The sequence below is a fragment of the Amycolatopsis sp. CA-230715 genome (assembly GCF_018736145.1).
Lineage (GTDB): Bacteria > Actinomycetota > Actinomycetes > Mycobacteriales > Pseudonocardiaceae > Amycolatopsis.
Genome location: NZ_CP059997.1, coordinates 466,618 through 482,813, shown reverse-complemented (window position 1 = coordinate 482,813; position 16,196 = coordinate 466,618). Strand labels below are relative to the sequence as shown.

15 protein-coding genes are annotated in these 16,196 nt (G+C 71.1%); 8 read left to right on the top strand and 7 right to left on the bottom strand.

The window, feature by feature from the left end; all coding sequences use genetic code 11:
* Nucleotides 1-543 carry a toxin-antitoxin system HicB family antitoxin gene (locus tag HUW46_RS02280; RefSeq protein ID WP_215545676.1) on the bottom strand — a complete coding sequence of 181 codons (543 nt, stop codon included), beginning with the start codon at nt 541-543 and terminating at the stop codon, nt 1-3.
* A gap of 144 nt (nt 544-687) precedes the next feature.
* Here HUW46_RS02280 and thyX point away from each other — a divergent pair, with 144 nt between their 5' ends.
* The 7 genes from thyX to HUW46_RS02245 all read left to right on the top strand — a co-directional run bounded on the left by thyX (nt 688) and on the right by HUW46_RS02245 (nt 9,694).
* Complete coding sequence (gene thyX, locus HUW46_RS02275; protein ID WP_215545675.1) at nt 688-1,440, top strand: FAD-dependent thymidylate synthase; 753 nt, start codon at nt 688-690, stop codon at nt 1,438-1,440.
* Nucleotides 1,440-1,835, top strand: coding sequence for an ACT domain-containing protein (locus HUW46_RS02270; RefSeq protein WP_215545674.1), 396 nt, complete (start codon nt 1,440-1,442; stop codon nt 1,833-1,835). Before thyX ends, HUW46_RS02270 begins: the two co-directional genes overlap by 1 nt.
* 99 nt (nt 1,836-1,934) lie before the next feature.
* Nucleotides 1,935-3,173 (top strand): Nramp family divalent metal transporter, encoded by a 1,239-nt coding sequence (locus HUW46_RS02265; protein ID WP_215545673.1) that lies wholly within the window; start codon nt 1,935-1,937, stop codon nt 3,171-3,173.
* A gap of 70 nt (nt 3,174-3,243) precedes the next feature.
* Complete coding sequence (locus HUW46_RS02260; RefSeq protein WP_215545672.1) at nt 3,244-4,716, top strand: serine/threonine-protein kinase; 1,473 nt, start codon at nt 3,244-3,246, stop codon at nt 4,714-4,716.
* A 133-nt stretch (nt 4,717-4,849) separates the two neighbouring features.
* Nucleotides 4,850-5,878 (top strand): 4-hydroxy-tetrahydrodipicolinate synthase, encoded by a 1,029-nt coding sequence (dapA, locus tag HUW46_RS02255; RefSeq protein ID WP_215545671.1) that lies wholly within the window; start codon nt 4,850-4,852, stop codon nt 5,876-5,878.
* Nucleotides 5,875-7,572 (top strand): ribonuclease J, encoded by a 1,698-nt coding sequence (locus tag HUW46_RS02250; protein ID WP_215545670.1) that lies wholly within the window; start codon nt 5,875-5,877, stop codon nt 7,570-7,572. The genes dapA and HUW46_RS02250 overlap by 4 nt, the downstream gene beginning before the upstream one ends.
* A 517-nt stretch (nt 7,573-8,089) precedes the next feature.
* Nucleotides 8,090-9,694 carry a substrate-binding domain-containing protein gene (locus HUW46_RS02245; protein WP_254125732.1) on the top strand — a complete coding sequence of 535 codons (1,605 nt, stop codon included), beginning with the start codon at nt 8,090-8,092 and terminating at the stop codon, nt 9,692-9,694.
* Here HUW46_RS02245 and HUW46_RS02240 read toward each other — a convergent pair.
* From HUW46_RS02240 to HUW46_RS02230, 3 genes are all read right to left on the bottom strand, one after another.
* A complete protein-coding gene (locus HUW46_RS02240) occupies nt 9,673-11,139 on the bottom strand; it encodes a glycoside hydrolase family 30 protein (RefSeq protein WP_215545668.1) in 1,467 nt (488 codons plus the stop codon). The genes HUW46_RS02245 and HUW46_RS02240 overlap by 22 nt on opposite strands.
* 10 nt (nt 11,140-11,149) lie before the next feature.
* Nucleotides 11,150-12,517 (bottom strand): amino acid permease, encoded by a 1,368-nt coding sequence (locus HUW46_RS02235; protein WP_215545667.1) that lies wholly within the window; start codon nt 12,515-12,517, stop codon nt 11,150-11,152.
* Between the two features lie 83 nt (nt 12,518-12,600).
* A complete protein-coding gene (locus HUW46_RS02230) occupies nt 12,601-13,050 on the bottom strand; it encodes a DUF4396 domain-containing protein (protein ID WP_215545666.1) in 450 nt (149 codons plus the stop codon).
* A gap of 147 nt (nt 13,051-13,197) precedes the next feature.
* Between HUW46_RS02230 and HUW46_RS02225 the strand changes: the two genes are divergently transcribed.
* Entirely contained in the window at nt 13,198-13,728 is a 531-nt protein-coding gene (locus HUW46_RS02225) for a DUF305 domain-containing protein (RefSeq protein WP_215545665.1), read from the top strand.
* Here HUW46_RS02225 and HUW46_RS02220 read toward each other — a convergent pair.
* The 3 genes from HUW46_RS02220 to HUW46_RS02210 are packed head-to-tail and all read right to left on the bottom strand — an operon-like array spanning nt 13,718 to nt 16,180.
* Nucleotides 13,718-14,668 carry an EamA family transporter gene (locus tag HUW46_RS02220; protein WP_254125730.1) on the bottom strand — a complete coding sequence of 317 codons (951 nt, stop codon included), beginning with the start codon at nt 14,666-14,668 and terminating at the stop codon, nt 13,718-13,720. The two genes, HUW46_RS02225 and HUW46_RS02220, sit on opposite strands and share 11 nt — an antisense overlap.
* Nucleotides 14,669-14,710: 42 nt before the next feature.
* Entirely contained in the window at nt 14,711-15,322 is a 612-nt protein-coding gene (wrbA, locus tag HUW46_RS02215) for an NAD(P)H:quinone oxidoreductase (protein WP_215545663.1), read from the bottom strand.
* Nucleotides 15,323-15,376: 54 nt separating this feature from the next.
* Entirely contained in the window at nt 15,377-16,180 is an 804-nt protein-coding gene (locus tag HUW46_RS02210; protein WP_215549624.1) for a lysophospholipid acyltransferase family protein, read from the bottom strand.
* Nucleotides 16,181-16,196: the final 16 nt, after the last annotated feature.

Here is a 16,196-nt window from a genome sequence, read left to right as displayed (position 1 = left end):
TCAGCCCTCCACCCAGCCGTGCAGGTGGGAGTCGGGCCGCTTGTCGCGCGGCGGCCCGCCCTGCCCGTGCTCGCCACCGCCGCCGTGCTTGGTCGCGCCGTGGAGCGCGCCCTGCACGGCCTGCGAGATGAACGTGTTGAGGGAGACGCCCTGCGCCGCGGCCGCCTGCTCGGCCTGGCCCTTGATCTGCTCGACCATGCGCAGCGTCATGCGGCTGATGTCGCCGCCGTCGATCGGCATCGACTTCGGTGGCTCGGGGCGCTCCGGCTCGTCCTGCCCGCCGGGGCCGTCGTCGTGCGAGCGCGTGCCGGTGACCACCACCCGCACGTCCCGCCCGTCGAGGCGGACCTCGACGACGTGGCCGGGCAGGCTCGCGGTGACCTCGGCGGCGAGATCGGCGAGCGCGTTCATCAGGGTCAGCCGCGCGGCGGGTTCGAGTGCGGCGGAAAGCACCGCGGCGGCCCGGCGGGTCTGGTCGTCGCCCGCGGATGCCGTCGTCGTGAGGTCTTCACGGAGAGTGGTGATGTACGGCGTCAGGTCCATGACACCACAATGACACCAGTCGTGGTGTCGGTCAAGGAGAAAGTGGTGTCGGCAGTGGTGCGCCTGTCGTGTGCGGTGATCGGCCCGCCGCCGGTTACGCTGCCTGATGTCGAAGCAGGGCGCGGGGGAGAATGGAGTGCGGACGTGGCCGGAACGGCGTCGCCGAAGGTCCAGTTGATCGCGAAGACGGAGTTCTTCCCACCCGAGGACGTGCCGTGGTCCACCGACGCCGACGGGGGTGAGGCGCTCGCCGAATTCGCGGGCAGGGCGTGCTACCAGTCGTGGAAGAAGCCCAACCCGAAGACCGCGACGAACGCCGGGTACATCGACCACATCATCGAGGTCGGGCACCTTTCCGTGCTGGAGCACGGGTCCGCCACGTTCTACATCACCGGGATCTCGCGGTCGCTCACCCACGAGCTGATCCGGCACCGGCACTTCTCCTACTCGCAGCTTTCCCAGCGGTACGTGCCCGAGCGCGACGCGGCGTTCGTCGAGCCGGAGGTCATCGCGAACGACCCGGAACTGCACGAGAAGTTCCTCGCCGCGGCGCAGGCGAGCGTCGACGCCTACACCGAACTGCTCACCGGGCTCGAGGACAAGTTCGCCGACGCGCCCAGCGCCACCCTGCGCCGTAAGCAGGCCCGCCAGGCCGCGCGCGCGGTGCTCCCGAACGCGACCGAGACCCGCATCGTCGTCACGGGCAACTACCGTGCGTGGCGGCACTTCGTCGCGATGCGCGCCACCGAGCACGCCGACGTCGAGATCCGTGCGCTCGCCGTGGAATGCCTGCGCCAGCTGCAGAAGGTGGCGGGCAACGTGTTCGCCGACTTCACCATCTCGACGCTGCCCGACGGCACCGAGATCGCGTCGAGCCCGAAGGTGCTCGAAGGGTGATGCGGCGACTCGGTATCGACGTCCGGCCGGGGGAGTACGCGGTGGCGCGGCTGGCGTCCGACGCGCCGTTCCCCGCCACCCTGCTCACCGGCTCCGGCGACTCGCTCGTCTCACTGACCAGAACGCCCACCGAGCTGTCCGTGGTCTGCCCCGCGGACCTGGCGCCGGAGACCGCCGACGCGGAGGCGGGCTGGCGCCTGCTCACCGTGCGCGGGCCGCTCGAGTTCACCTTGACCGGCATCATCGCCGCGCTGTCGAGCGAACTGGCCGCGGCCGGGGTCGCGCTGTTCTCACTGTCCACTTTCGACACCGACCACATCCTGGTGAAGGCGGACGACCTCGACCGCGCGATCGCCGCGCTCCGCGAATCCGGCCACGAGGTCGCCATCACCTAGCGAGAAGGCCTTCGGCCAGTGGTGTACAGCACCTTGCAACCCAAAGTTCGGCGTGCCTAAACTTGAATTTGGCACTGCCGACAAACGCGAGGTGACCCGATGGCGCTGACGGACACGGCACAGCCGAAGCTGGCCAAGGTCCGCGCCGGGTCGATGCTGCTGGGGCCCGCGTTCGTCGCGGCGATCGCCTACGTCGACCCTGGCAACGTGGCGTCGAACGTCAGCGCCGGCGCCCAGTTCGGTTACCTGCTGGTCTGGGTGATCGTGGCGGCCAACCTGATGGCCGCGCTCGTGCAGTTCCTGTCCGCGAAGCTCGGCCTGGTCACCGGGATGTCGCTGCCGGAGGCGGTACGGGAGCGGTTGCCGCGGCCGGTGCGGCTCGCCTACTGGGCGCAGGCGGAGCTGGTCGCCGTCGCGACCGATCTCGCCGAGGTGGTCGGCGGCGCGATCGCGCTGAACCTCCTGTTCGACCTGCCGCTGCTCGCCGGCGGACTGGTCACCGGCGCGGTTTCGATGGCGCTGCTGCTCGTGCAGGACCGGCGCGGCCAGCGCCCGTTCGAACGGGTCGTCACCGGGCTGCTCGGGGTGATCGCGGTCGGGTTCCTCGCGAGCCTGTTCGTCGAGCCGCCGTCGGTGTCCTCGGCGCTCGGCGGCCTCGTGCCGCGGTTCGACGGCGCCGAGAGCGTGCTGATCGCGGCCGCCATGCTCGGTGCCACCGTGATGCCGCACGCGGTGTACCTCCACTCCGGACTCGCGCGCGACCGGCACGGCAAACCCGAAGCGGCGCAACGGAAACGCCTGCTGAAGGTGACCAAGTTCGACGTCGGGCTGGCGATGCTGCTGGCGGGCGCGGTCAACCTCGCGATGCTGCTGCTCGCCGCGACGACCCTGCGCGGGCGCGACGGCGTCGACTCGATCGAAGGCGCGCACGCCGCCGTCGGGCAGGTGCTCGGCCCCGGCGTGGCGCTGCTGTTCGCGATCGGGCTGCTCGCCTCCGGCCTCGCGTCCACTTCGGTCGGTGCCTACGCGGGCGCGATGATCATGCAAGGCCTGCTGCGCAAGCGGATCCCGTTGCTGCTGCGGCGGATGGTGACGCTCGCGCCCGCGGTCGTGGTGCTCGCGCTCGGGGCCGACCCCAGCCGCGCGCTCGTGGTGTCGCAGGTGGTCCTGTCGTTCGGGATCCCGTTCGCGCTCATCCCGCTGATCCGGCTCACCGGCGACCGCCGTCTCATGGGGACGGACGCGAACGGGCGCGTCGTCACCGTGCTCGCGTGGTGCGTCGCCGCGGTCATCATCGCGCTCAACCTCGCGCTGATCTACCTCACGTTCGTGCGCTGACCGAAGGGAACCGCCCGCCATCGCGGCACCGTCGGACTACCATCCTGGCGGACCCGAGGAGGACGAGCGCGTGACCGACGAACAGACCACGACCCAGGCGGCCGGTGGCAGGAGGGTCCTTGCGGGGCGTTATGTGCTCCTCGACGAGCTCGGCCGCGGTGGGATGGGCGTGGTGTGGCGCGCCGAGGACAGCGTGATCGGCAGGCAGGTCGCGATCAAGGAGCTGCGCCTTCCCGACGGCGCCGGGGATCCCGGCGTGTTCGCCGAGCGCGTGCTGCGCGAGGTCCGCACCGGCGGCAGGCTCAACGACCCCGCCGTCGTCACCGTCTACGACGTGGTGAACGACGGCGGCAGCACCCACATCGTGATGGAGCTGGTGTCCGCGCCGACGCTGTCGGACCTGGTCCGCGCGCACGGCCCGCTGCCCGCCGCGCAGGCCGCCGCGATCGGGCAGCAGGTGCTCTCCGCGCTGCGGGCCGCGCACGAGGCGGGCATCGTGCACCGCGACGTCAAGCCCGGCAACATCATGGTGGCGCCGAACGGGCGCGTGAAGCTCACCGACTTCGGCATCGCCCAGGCCGTCGACGACCCGAGGATCACCACCAGCGGCATGATCGTCGGCAGCCCCGCCTTCATGGCGCCGGAACGGGTCGACGGCCGCGAGGCACTGGCGGCGTCGGATCTGTGGTCGCTCGGCGCGACGCTGTTCTTCGCGGTGGAGGGCACCGTCGCGTTCGACCGGCCGACCACCGCCGCGACGCTGCACGCGATCATGACCGAGGTGCCGTACCTGACCAGGGCGCAGGGCCCGCTCGCCTCGGCGATCATGGGCATGCTGATCGCGAACCCGGAGGCGCGGATCAGCCCGGACCAGGCGGACGGGCTGCTCGCCATGGCGGCGCGGGGCGAACAGGGCGGGCAGGCCACCGTCCACTATGGACCTCCCGCGACGCGCGCGATCGCGGCACCGGAAAACGGGGCGGGCGCGAAGAAACGCGGTGCGGTCAAGATCGGCGCCGCGGTCGCCGCGGTGGTGCTGCTCGCGGGTGGGGTGGCACTGGGCAAGTGGTGGGGGACCGACGCCACCGACCCGGCGATGAAGCCGACGCTCACCTACGGCCCCGGCGGCAGTGTCCAATTCGACTACTCGTCGAGCTACCCCTGCTACAACCGGCCGCTCGAAGGCGGCGGTTCGGTCGGCTCGGACAACGGCGTCGAGTGCAAGAAGTCGCACGACTTCGAAGTACTGTCCAAATCGTCGATGTTCGACCACGACTCCAGCACCGACACGGCCGTCGCCGGGTACCCGGACGAAGGCAAGCTGCGGGCTTGGGCGGAGGCCGAATGCGCGCTGGGCTTCCATTCCGACGCGGTCAAACCGGAGAACCGCGAGCAGTTGTCGTACCAGGCGCTCATCCCGACCTCGGGGGCGTGGACCACGCCGCCGACGTCGAGCGGCTCGGTGGTGCACGACGCGTACTGCGTCGTGACGAAGCGCACGGGGGGCCAGCTCGACCGGCCGATGGTGGAGAAGGTGAAGTAGCGCTGGAGAAGTTCCGGCGGCCGCGGCGGTCCGCCGTGGATTCTCCGGTGCGCCGTCGAGGGCGTCAGTCGATCATGGGATTTCGGCGAGGTCGTCGCGAATTCCGTCACCGCTACGAGGTACCGTCAGTGGCATGTCCGCTCAGTCCGCGCAGTCCGCGCCCCCCTCCGCCGCGCCGGGAAGACCGTTCGGGCGCGTGCTCACCGCGATGATCACGCCGTTCGCCGCCGACGGGGCGCTCGACCTGAAGCGGGCGCAGGAGATCGCGGAGCACCTGGTGGACCTCGGCAACGACGGGCTGGTGGTGAACGGCACCACCGGCGAGTGCCCGACGACCACCGACGCCGAGAAGGTCGCCGTCATCGAGGCCGTCGTCGAAGCGGTGGGGGACAGGGCGACCGTGATCGCGGGCGCCGGCGACTACAACACCGCGCACAGCGTCGAAGTGGTCCAGCAGGCGGAGAAGGCGGGCGCGCACGGCGTGCTCGTGGTGACGCCGTACTACTCGCGGCCGAGCCAGGCCGGGCTGCACGCGCACTTCACCACGGTGGCCGACGCGACCGGCCTGCCCGTGATGCTCTACGACATCCCGCCGCGGTCGATCGTGCCGATCGAGGTCGACACGCTGCGCAGGCTCGCCGAGCACCCGCGCATCCTGGCCGTGAAGGACGCGAAGGGCGATCTGCTCGCGGGCAGCGAGGTCATCGCGAACACCCATCTCGCCTACTACTCCGGCGACGACGGCCTCAACCTGCCATGGCTGTCGGTCGGCGCGGCCGGGGTGGTCAGCGTGATCGGGCACGTCGTCGCGGGCCGGATCCGCGCGATGATCGAGGCCTACGAAGACGGTGACACCTCCACCGCGCGCACGAACCACCGCGGCATGCTGCCGGTGTTCCGCGCGTTCTCCCGCGTCGGCGGGGTCGTGTTCAGCAAGACGGCGCTGCGCCTGCGCGGGCACGACGCGGGCGACCCGCGGCTGCCGCTGGTGCCCGCCACCGAAGACCAGATCCAGGCCATCGCCGCGGACCTCACCCAGGCCGGGGTCCCGCTGTCGGATTCGACCGCGGACTGGCACGGCACCAGGGTCGCCCAGACCGATTCGGCCGCGGCGTACGTCGCGCCCACCACCCATACCAGCGTTGGGACCATGCCTCGGTGAGCTCGCTAGCAACCGGACCAGGACCGACCGCCGCACCGCCCGCACTCCCCGAAGGGGGCCTTCGCGTCGTCGCGCTGGGCGGGATCGGCGAGGTCGGCCGCAACATGACCGTTTTCGAGTACGACGGGCGGCTGCTCATCGTCGACTGCGGGGTGCTCTTCCCCGAGGACGACCAGCCAGGCGTCGACCTGATCCTGCCCGATTTCCGCGCGATCGAGAACCGGCTCGACGATATCGACGGGATCGTGCTGACCCACGGGCACGAGGACCACATCGGCGCGGTGCCGTTCCTCCTGCGCCTGCGTCCCGACCTGCCGATCTACGGCTCGCGGTTCACCCTCGCGCTGCTCGCCGCGAAGTGCAAGGAGCACAAGCAGCGGCCGCAGCTCGTCGAGGTCCGCGAAGGCGGCCGCCGCACCGTCGGGCCGTTCGAATGCGAGTTCTTCGCGGTCAACCACTCCATCCCGGACGCGCTCGCGGTCGCGATCCGGACCCCGGCGGGCGTGGTGCTGCACACCGGCGACATCAAGCTGGACCAGCTCCCGCTCGACGGCAGGCTGACCGACCTCGCCGGGTTCTCCCGGCTCGGCGACGAGGGCGTGGACCTGTTCTGCGTGGACTCGACGAACGCCGAGGTGCCCGGGTTCGTGATGCCGGAGCGCGATATCGGCCCGGTGCTCGACGACGTGATCCGCCGGGTGGACCGGCGCGTGATCGTCGCGTGCTTCGCCAGCCACGTGCACCGCGTGCAGCAGGTCCTCGACGTCGCGCAGGAGCACGGGCGGCGGGTCGCGTTCGTGGGCAGGTCGATGGTCCGCAACATGGGCATCGCCGCCGAACTGGGCCTGCTGAACGTGCCCGAGGGCCTGCTCGTCGACCTCGACCAGGCCGCCGATCTGCCGGAGAGCAAGGTGCTGTTCGTGTCGACCGGTTCGCAGGGCGAGCCGCTGTCGGCGCTGTCGCGGATGGCGCGCGGCGAGCACCGCCAGATCTCGATCAAGGCGGGCGACACGGTCGTGCTGGCCAGCTCGATGATCCCCGGCAACGAAACCGCGGTGTTCGGCGTGGTCAACGGCCTCACCAGGCTCGGCGCGAACGTGGTGCACCAGGGCAACGCGAAGGTGCACGTTTCCGGGCACGCCTCGGCGGGGGAGCTGCTGTACCTCTACAACGCGGTGCGCCCGAGCAACGTGATGCCGGTGCACGGCGAGTGGAAACACTTGCGCGCCAACGGTGAACTGGCGATCCGCACCGGCGTCGCGCCGGAGAACGTGGTGATCGCCGAGGACGGCGTCGTGGTCGACCTCGTGGACGGGCAGGCGCGCCGCACCGGCCGGGTCGAGGTGGGTCACGTCTACGTCGACGGCCTGTCCGTCGGCGACGTCGGCGAGTCGACCCTGTCCGACCGGCTCGTGCTGGGCGAGGGCGGGTTCATCGCGATCACCGTCGCCGTCGACTCGAGCACCGGGCGCGCGGTGGGCCCGCCGACGGTCTCCGGCCGCGGTTTCTCCGACGACCCGAAGGCGCTCGACGCCGTGGTCCCGCTGGTGGAGATGGAACTGTCGCGCACCGAGTCCGAGGGCATCACCGACACCCACCGGATCGCGCAGGCGGTGCGCCGGGTCGTCGGCCGCTGGGTCGCCGACACCTACCGGCGGCGGCCGATGATCGTGCCGACGGTGCTTCCGGTCTAGGGAGCGTCATGGCGAACGGCCCCGGAACTTCCAGTTCCGGGGCCGATTTTCAGCGCTTCGCCTGCGCGACGAGCAGTGCGAACGCGACCGTGACGGCCTGCGTCAGCAGTGCCCGCCGTGCCCTCCGCTGCTCGGCTCGGCTCGGACGGTTCATCGGCTTTCCCCTTCCCCCTGGTCAGCGCCTGTGGTGGAGCCAGTTTGACCGGTCCGCCGCGGTGCCGTCGTCGTACCGCGGTGGGGTCCGGCTCCCCCGTGAGAGGGAAGTCGGGTCCGGCTCCCCGGCGTTACGGACTTCGGCGGCGCTGCTGAACTTCTTCCCCGAAGCCAACACAAAGAGTAGCTGATGCTAGGCCGAACGCAGTAGGAAACGGCCGAAATCGCGATTAGCCTTGGCCCCGGACAAGTGACCTCCCAGCAGGGGAAGTCGCGCCGATCGGCAGGAGGGCCGACGCCGATGGGGCGGCATTCGACCAGCAGACGGCCGCGGGGAAGTCGAAGACGGACAGTAGTCACGAGTGTGGTCGTGGCGTTGGCGGTGGTCGCTGTCTCGGTTGCCATCGTGCTGCGGGGTGGGTTCGACTCGCCGTCCTGCGCGTCGCCGACCGTGGTGCACGTGGCCGCGGCCCCCGCCATCGCGCCGGTCGTTTCGCGGGTCGCCGCCGGGCTGCCGGGCCAGGGCTGCACCCGGTTCGAGGTCGGAGAGCGGGACTCGGCCGCGGTCGCCGAGTCGCTCGCCGTGTCGGACGGGGCGGCGCGCCCGCAGGTGTGGATCCCCGAATCCAGCCTGCGCCTGCACTGGGCCGGTGCGGGCGGCAGCGCCGACGTGCCGAACGCGGGCACCTCGGTGGCGAACTCCCCGGTGGTGCTCGCGCTGACCGAGGACGCGGCGCACGGACTCGGCTGGCCTGGCAGGGCGCCGACCTGGTCGGCGGCGCTGGCCGAGACCGATCTCGCCCTCGGGATGCCCGATCCCGCACGGGATCCGGTCGGGGTGGCCGGCCTGCTCGGCGTGCGCGCCGTGACCGGGGGCGCCGCCGACAGCGCCGCCTTCACCTCCGCGCTCCGGCGCGTCTCACCGAACACGACGGCGAACTCGGCGGACCTGTTCTCCCGGCTGCCCGGCACCACCGCGCCGCAGAAACCGGTGAGCGCGTTCCCGTCCTCGGAAAACGCGGTGCTCCGCCAGAACAGCAAACAGGGCCAGCGGCCGCTCGTGGCGGTCTACCCCGAAGCGCCGGTGCCCGCGCTCGACTTCCCGTACACCGTGCTGACGAGCGCGAACCAGGCGCAGAGCGCGGCGGCCGCGGATCTGCTGCACGCGCTGCTCGCCCCCGCGGGCGCCTCGGCGCTCGCCGACGCCGGTTTCCGCGCCCCGGACGGGCACTTCCTGCGCGACCGGTCGGCGGACACGCGGATCTCGGCCGCCGACCGCGCCCCGGTCGCGATGCCACCTTCGTCCACTGTGGACGATCTGTTGAACGTGTGGGCCGGGGTGAACCTCAGTTCGCGGGTGCGGGTGCTGATCGACGTGTCCGGTTCGATGAACGCCGTCGTCCCCGGTACCGGCCGGACCAGGATGGAGGTCACGCTGGAGGCGGCGGAAAAGGGCATGCGGCTGTTCAAACCGACCTCGAAGATCGGGATTTGGACGTTCTCCACCGAGCTCGACGGGGACAAGGACTACCGCGAGATCGTCCCGATGGCACCGGTTTCCGAGCAGCTCGCCGGGAGCGCGCTGGCGAAACTGCGCGCGGTGAAGGCCACCGCGCAGGGCAGGACCGGGTTGTACGACAGCACGCTCGCCGCCTACCGGCAGGCCCGCGCGGAATGGGAGCCGGGCAGGCTCAACGTGGTCGTGGTGATGACCGACGGCCGCAACGAGGACCCGCACGGCATCAGCAGGGCGGAACTGCTGGCACAGCTGGGAAAGCTGGCCGACCCGCGCCGTCCCGTGCAGATCATCGGGATCGGGGTCGGGCCCGACGTCGACGCGTCCGAACTGGACGCGATCACCACACCGACCGGCGGGAAAGCCTTCACCACCAAGGATCCGGCGAAGATCAGCGACGTCTTCTACGGCGCGCTGGGCAAGCTTTCCTGTCAGCCGCCCGGCTGCGGCTGAGCGATCCGGTAGGTGGCCATCGACCGGGCGGGCAGCGAAACGGTGGTGTGCCGTCCGCCGAGCGAGAGGTCGAACGTGCGCGCTTCGCCGGTGTTGAGCACGATCACCGACAGCAGGCCGTCCGGGTTGCGGAACGCGGTGGACTCGAGCCCGTCCCCGCCCTCGGTCGCCGAGTCGACCCGCACCGCGCCCGGCACGACGAACTTGCCCGCGTGGCCGAGCACGTAGTACGCGGCGTTGAACCGGACGCCGGAGGGGACCTTCGGGTCCACGGTGAGCAGCCCGGTGCAGTTGCGGCACCAGCCCCGCGCCGGGCCGTTCGCGGCGTCGAGCGCGACGTTCCAGGCGAGCACGGAGGACGCGCCGGTGCGCGTGCCCTCGATCAGGAGGTGCTCGGCCTGCCACAGCAGGGTGTCCGAGAAACCCTTGTCGTCGGAGGAGTTCTGGGTGCTGCTGCACTCGGTGAGGTGCACGCCGATCCCGGGGTAGCGGTCCAGCACCTCCTGCTGCGCGGCGGGATCGCCCTGATAGCAGTGGAACGCGACCCCGTCGACGAACCCGCGCGCCTTCGCGTTGTCCAGCACGGACTTCGGATAGTCCACATCGGACCAGTTGTGGTCGTAGGCGAGGATGCGGGTGTCCAGTCCCGCCGCCTTCAGCGCGGGCCCGAGGTCGTTGCCGATGAACGCGGCCTGCGCGCTCGGGGTCATCTGCGCGCTCGGGTACTCGGGGGAGGACATGGTCGGTTCGTTCTGCGGTGTCACGGCGTCCACGCGGATCCCGGCGTCGGCGTAGGCGCGCACGAACCGGACGAAGTACTGGGCGTAGGTGTGGAAGGCGGCGGCGTTGAGCTTGCCGCCGGTGAGGCTGCCGCTGTCCTTCATCCACGCCGGCGGGGACCACGGCGTCGCCATGACCTTCAGCGCCGGGCTGAGCGCCGCCGCCTGGCGCAGCAGCGGGAGGACGTTCCTGCGGTCGCGGTCGATGCTGAACTTCTTGAGCTGCCAGTCGAATTCGCCCGGCCGCACGTCGTCGTAGGTCGAGAAGGTGGTCGAGAAGTCCGAGGCCCCCATCGGCTGGCGCAGCGCGGTGAGCCCGATTCCGCGAACGGGGTCGAACAGGGCGGTCATCAGTTCGTCGCGGCGCGGCGAGGCGGCGACGAGATCGGCGGAGGAGTCGGTGAACGAGGCGCCGAAGCCTCGCATGGTTTGGCGGGCCGACTCCGGGTGCACGGTGACCGTCGTCCCCGAGCCGGGGCCGTCCACCCAGTTCGTCGACGGGCCCAGTGCCAGGCGCTGGTCACCGTCCGCGGTCGTGAGCCAGGACGGGACCGCCCCGGAGGGGGGTGCGGCACCCCCCGACGGGGGTGCGACGTCGTCGGCCGTGCAGGCGGTGGCGAAGACGCACACGGACAGGACGAGGAAGGCCAGTCTGAGGTCCACCACCCGCCAGACCTTACGCGGCGTGGCGGGAGCGTCGCACCATGAGATAGATCCCGAGAATGGCGACGAGGCTGATCACGCTCAGTAGTAACTGGGAGCGCGCGTCCTTGACGAACACCATGGACACCACCACGAACAGGATCCCGGCGAGTGTCACCCAGCTGAGCCACGGGTAGCCCCACATGCGCAGTTTCAGCAATTCCGGCGACTCGGCTTCGAGCTTTTTGCGCATCCGGAGCTGGGAGCCCGCGATGATCGCGTAGACGAACAACGCGACAGCGCCTGCCGAGTTGATGATGAAGTAGAACACCTGATCAGGTGAAACGTAGTTCATTGCCACCGCTACGTAACCGACCACGGTGGACAGCAGGATCGCCTTCCACGGCACGCCGCGCGCGTTGGTGTCCGCGATCCACTTCGGCGCCCAGCCGTGCCGCCGCAGCGCGAACAGCATGCGCGAGGCGGTGTAGAGCCCCGAATTCAGCACGGACAGCGCCGCCGTCAGCACCACGACGCTGACGATCGTTTCGGCGGCGGGGATGCCGAACCGGCCGAAGGCGGCGGCGAACGGGCTGGTCTCGGACGGCACGTCGCGCCACGGCGTGATCATCACGATCAGCGCGACCGATCCGACGTAGAACAGGATCACCCGCCACACCGTGGTGTTCGTGGCCTTTTGCACCGCCTTCGCGGGCTCGGCGGATTCCGCGGCGGCGATCGTCACGATCTCGGCGCCGAAGTAGGAGAAGATCACGATCACCACACCGTGCACGACGGAGAACCCGCCGCCCGCGAAGAACCCGTCGAGCCCGAGGTTGCCGACCGAGAACGACGCGCCCGGCCAGAGCCCGAGCACGAACAGCGCGCCGATCACCAGGAAGATCACGATCGTGGCGACCTTGACCGAGGCGAGCCAGAACTCGGTCTCGCCGAAGGACCGCGCCGAGGCCAGGTTGGTCAGCGTCAGCAGGAGCATCAGGCACAGCGCGAACACCCACTGCGGCACCACGGTGATCCAGCCGGAGAGGATCTTCGCGCCCGCGACCGCTTCGAACGCGACGACGCCGACCCAGAAGTACCAATAGAGCCAGCCGATGGTGAACCCGGCCCAGCCGCCGAGCGATTCCGTGGCGTACTCCATGAACGAGCCCAGCCGCGGCTTGGCCGCCGCCATCTCGCCGAGCATGCGCATCACGAGCACGACCAGCAGGCCGCCGAGCGCGTAGGAGAGCACCGCCGCCGGGCCGACGGTGTGGATCACCGCCCCGCTGCCGATGAACAGGCTGGCGCCGATGATCCCGCCGAGCGCGATCATGCGCACGTGGCGCTGCCGCAGCGCCGGGCGGAGCCCCTCGGTGTCCGTCGGTGTCCCGGAAGCCATCGGCCCTCCTCGGCGCGCCGCTGATCAAGATCGCGGGATTCTCGCACCACGGCCGGGGATTTGACCAGTGGCGCGCCAGGGAGTCAGTGCCCGGCGTGGTGGGCGTGCATGACCGCGTGGCCCTTGCCCCTGCCGATCAGCCAGCGGTTCACCGGCACCGTCACCACGAACGCGATCGCGAGCGAGACGACCATGCCGATCCAGAACATCGCGTTCACCAGCCCCGCGTTCATCGCCCCCGGCAGCACGACCATCACGCCGTTGTCGACGATCTCCATGGTGGCGATGGACAGCGTGTCGGCGGCCAGCGCGATGCCGATCGCACGGCGCAGCGACAGGCCCGACCCGAGCACGGAACGGATCGAAAGCGAGTAGCCGAACACGAAGGCGAGCGCGATCGAGAGCACCACCGTGGGCAGGTTCGACCAGCCGAAGGCGGTCCCGATCACCAGGCCGAGCACCTCGCCGATGGCGCAGCCGGTCAAGCAGTGCAACGTCGCCGAGATCGCTTGCCGGGTGAGCGCGTGATCCATGATCGCCTCCTCTGTATACCCCCAGGGGGTATGTCGTCCTGCTCGGTGCAACCCCGGCGTTCCCCGCTTTGTTCCGGTTACCCCGGATGTCTTCCGAAAAATCCGTTCTGCGAACCTGGTCCGGTTGTCGAGCCGGGAGGATGGGCCGTGGTTCTTCGTCGCGCCGCGATCGCCGTGGTATTGGTTCTCGCGGGCTGCACCGCGGAACCGCCGCCGGAAGCACCGGCCGCGCCGTCCTTCACCGGCGCCGACGTCGCCTTCGCGACCGCGCTCATCCCGCACCACCAGCAAGCCGTCGACCTGGCGGCGCTCGCCGTCGAAAAGGCAGGGCGCGTGAAGGCGCTCGCCCAGCGCATCGAGGACGTGCGCGAACCGCAGATCGCCGAGCTTTCCGCGCTGCTCGAGGCGTGGGGTCAGCCCGCGCCGGAGGACCCTGGCCTCGGCCACGGGAAGCCGGGCGTGCTCACGGAGGCGAAGATCGACGAACTGCGCGCCACGACCGGACCCGCGTTCGACCGCGGGTTCGCGCTGGCGATGGCCGAGCACGAACGCGACGCGGGACGGCTGGCCGAGGACCAGCTCGCGCACGGCGGCGATCCGCGCGCCAAGGACATCGCGTCCCGCCTCGTCCAGGCGCAGCAGGCCGAACTCGCCGAACTCGGCGCGTTCAGCGGGTGACGGGCTCGCCGCGCGGCGGGTTCAGCTGGACGATCACGGCGCCGGTCAGCAGCACCGCCGCGCCAGCCACCTGGATCCAGGTGAGCTGTTCGCCGAGCAGCACCCACGCGAGCACCGTGGCGACCACCGGCTCCATCAGCGCGAGCACGCTGCCGACCGAGGCGGGCAGGTGCCGCAGGGCGGTCGTGCCGAGCAGGTAGGCGAGCGCGGTGGACAGCAGCGCCACCGCCACCAGCAGCGCCCACACCGGCGGGTGCCACGGCCCGAACGAGGCGGGCGTGGTGAGCACGGCGGCGGGCAGCGTCCACGGCGGCGCGACGACGCACACCCCGGCTCCGCCGATTGCCATGCCCCAGGTCACCAGCCCGATCGGGTCCCTGTCGTCCCCCGCGCGCTCGCTGAGCAGGAAGTAGGCCATCGCGCACACCGCCGCCCCGAGGCCCGCGAGCAGGCCGAGCAGGTCGACGCCGTCGCCCTCCCACACCTGCGCGACCAGTACGAGCCCGGCCATCGCGAGCGCGATCCCGCCCCACATCGGCACGGGCAGCTTCGTGCGGCGGGCGAAGCGGACCCACAGCGCGACCAGCACCGGCGAGGTGAATTCGAGCAGGATCGCGATGCCGACCGGGATCCGGCCCGCGGCGATGAAGTAGCACAGCTGCGCCCCGGCGACGCCGAGCAGCCCGTAGCCGAGCAGCAGCGGCCAGTCGCCCCGTCGCACCCGCAGCGACCGGGGCCGGATGAGCCCGACCAGCGCGAACAGGATGACGGCGGCCAGCCCGATCCGCGCGGCGGCGACCTGCTCCGGGGACAGCCCGGCCAGCATCGCCGGTTTCCCGATCACCCCGGAGCTGCCGAAGAAGAACGACGCGACCAGGATCAGGACGGTGCCGCGCTGCTGTGATCGGACGCGGGGCAATGGTGCGACGGGAATGCTCACGTGCGCGAGAGTAGCCACCGTTTTCGCAGGTGGCGACCGAATTCAGCGGTCGGCCACGCCCCGTGCGACATAACCGCTGATCAGAGCTAGGCGGTTACCTTGAAGGCGGAGTGCGCTCAGCGCGGTTTCGTCCGGCGCCGCCGACGACCTCGACACGAACGAACCGCCGTACGGGTTGCCGGATTCGAGCAGGTGCGGGTCGGTGTAGCCGAGCGGGAGCACGATCGCGCCCCAGTGGTAGAAGGCGTTGTTGATCGCCAGCACCGTCGATTCGAGCCCGCCGTGGGCCGTCGACGAGGTGGTGAACGAGGTCGCGACCTTGTTCACCAGCTTGCCCTTCGCCCAGAGGCCGCCGGTGGTGTCGAGGTAGGCCTTCAGCTGGCTCGCTGGCCCGCCGAACCGCGTCGGGCTGCCCACCGCGAGCCCGTCGGCCCACTCGAGATCGCCGAGCGTCGCCAGCTCGGCGTGCGGCCCGGCGTCGACCCACGCCCGCCAGCGCGGGTTGCTCGCCACGGCCTCCGGCGGCGCGGTCTCGGCGACCGTGCGGACCCGGACCTCCGCGCCACCGTCACGCGCGCCGTCGGCCAGCGCTTCGGCCAGTGCCGCGGTGTTCCCGGTGGCGCTGTAGTAGACGACGAGGATGCGAGTGCTCACCGCCCCGACTGTAGGCGGCCCGTTCCCGCCGTCCCATGATCCGGACGGCGCCCGTCAGTGGCGCTTCCAGGGGCTCACCGTGTCGGTCGGCCTGGTCGGGTCGTGGAAGCGTGGGCGGTCCAGCTCGCCCGCGCGCAGCGGCACCAGCCCGTCGGTGATGGCCTGCATGATCTTCGCGTGGGCCCGCACCCCGGCGCCGGGGCGGTCCGGCTCGACGCCGGAGAGGTCGACCGGTTTGCCGAAGTGGACCCGGAACGTCGGCCTGCGCAACGGCGCGCTGAGTCCGGAGCGGGCCAGCGGGACGATGTCGGCGGGCCCGGCGACCTTCTCGGTGCCCCAATAGACGGCCTCGTGCGCGCCCCACTGGCTGATCGGGATCACCGGGACGCCCGCGGCGAGCGCGAGCCTGGCGGCGCCGGTCTTCCCGCGCTCCGGCCACAGGCCGGGGTCGTGGCTGATCCGGCCCTCGGGGTAGACGACGATCGGGTCGCGGGTGGTGCGCATCGCCTCGACCGCGTCGGCGAACTGGCCCACCGCGTCGGCCTTGCCCCGGTCGATCCGGAGGTGCCCGCTCTGCCGGAGCGCGGGGCCGAACAGCGGCATGTCGAGGATGCCGCCCGCGAGCATGAACCTCGGGTCGATGCCGATCCGCTTGCACGCCGCCATCAGGACGAACGCGTCGAAGACGCCGATGTGGTTGGCGGCCATCAGCAGCGGGCGCCGGCGCAGCTCGGGCGGTACCCCGCCGGTGACGCGGAGCTTGCCGACGAAGTTGACCAGCCCCCGGTCGATGGTGAGCATCGTCCGCCAGATCGCCGGGGCGCGGCCGGGGTTTCGGTCCTGGTGCAGCGCGAACATGGCACGAGCATGCCAC

Bases quoted from the DNA above. Each gene is read 5' to 3' on its own strand.
- HUW46_RS02280 (WP_215545676.1), bottom strand. From the start codon at position 543: ATGGACCTGACGCCGTACATCACCACTCTCCGTGAAGACCTCACGACG.
- HUW46_RS02270 (WP_215545674.1), top strand. From the start codon at position 1,440: ATGCGGCGACTCGGTATCGACGTCCGGCCGGGGGAGTACGCGGTGGCG.
- HUW46_RS02265 (WP_215545673.1), top strand. From the start codon at position 1,935: ATGGCGCTGACGGACACGGCACAGCCGAAGCTGGCCAAGGTCCGCGCC.
- dapA (WP_215545671.1), top strand. From the start codon at position 4,850: ATGTCCGCTCAGTCCGCGCAGTCCGCGCCCCCCTCCGCCGCGCCGGGA.
- HUW46_RS02235 (WP_215545667.1), bottom strand. From the start codon at position 12,517: ATGGCTTCCGGGACACCGACGGACACCGAGGGGCTCCGCCCGGCGCTG.
- HUW46_RS02230 (WP_215545666.1), bottom strand. From the start codon at position 13,050: ATGGATCACGCGCTCACCCGGCAAGCGATCTCGGCGACGTTGCACTGC.
- HUW46_RS02210 (WP_215549624.1), bottom strand. From the start codon at position 16,180: ATGTTCGCGCTGCACCAGGACCGAAACCCCGGCCGCGCCCCGGCGATC.